At 70.2% G+C, this 705-nt stretch carries 1 protein-coding gene; it reads right to left on the bottom strand.

The annotated features are described in order from the left end of the window. Positions 1 to 27 precede the first annotated feature (27 nt). The coding region (locus AN216_RS00320) for a sensor histidine kinase (protein ID WP_244502250.1) at positions 28 to 705 on the bottom strand (678 nt) is incomplete at its 5' end.

The raw sequence follows: 705 nt of genomic DNA, 5'->3' as shown, positions 1-705 counted from the left end.
GGGCCGCCGGCGTGGAGGGCCCGGATGTCAGGAGGGCTCGGGGGCGGACTCGCGCCTGCGCCAGGGGAGTTCGGCGGTGATGGTGGTGGGGCCGCCGGGTGGGGAGTCCAGGATCAGGAGTCCGTCGACGGAGTTGAGGCGTTCGGTGAGGCCGGCCAGTCCGGTGCCGCCGGTGCCGCCGGTGTTGCTGGTGGTGCTGGTGGTGGCGCCGCCTTGGCCGTCGTCGGTGACTTGGAGCATGAGGCGGTCGTGGGAGCGCCAGAGGTCGATGGTGGCGTGGTGGGCTTGGCTGTGTTTGCTGATGTTCTGGAGGAGTTCGGAGACGGTGAAGTAGGTGATGCCTTCGATGGCGGCTGCGGGGCGTTGGTCGAGTTCGGTGGTGACGCGTACGGGTACGGTGCAGCGGGCGGCGATGGCGGAGAGGGCGGGGCCAAGGCCGCGGTCGGTGAGGATGGCGGGGTGGATGCCGCGGGCGAGGTCGCGGAGTTCTTGGAGGGCGAGTTTCACTTCGCCGTGTGCTTCGTCGACCATGGAGGCCGCCGCTTCGGGGTCTTCGAGGAGTTTCTCCTTGGCGAGGCCGAGGTCCATGGCGAGGGTGACCAGGCGGGCTTGGGCGCCGTCGTGTAGGTCGCGTTCGATGCGTCGCAGGTCAGCGGCGGCGGTGTCCACCACCGCACCCCGATCCGACTCCAACTCCGCGACGCG

Source organism: Streptomyces oceani (assembly GCF_001751245.1).
Taxonomy (GTDB): Bacteria; Actinomycetota; Actinomycetes; order Streptomycetales; family Streptomycetaceae; genus Streptomyces; species Streptomyces oceani.
This window is presented reverse-complemented; position numbering and strand designations above follow the sequence as displayed.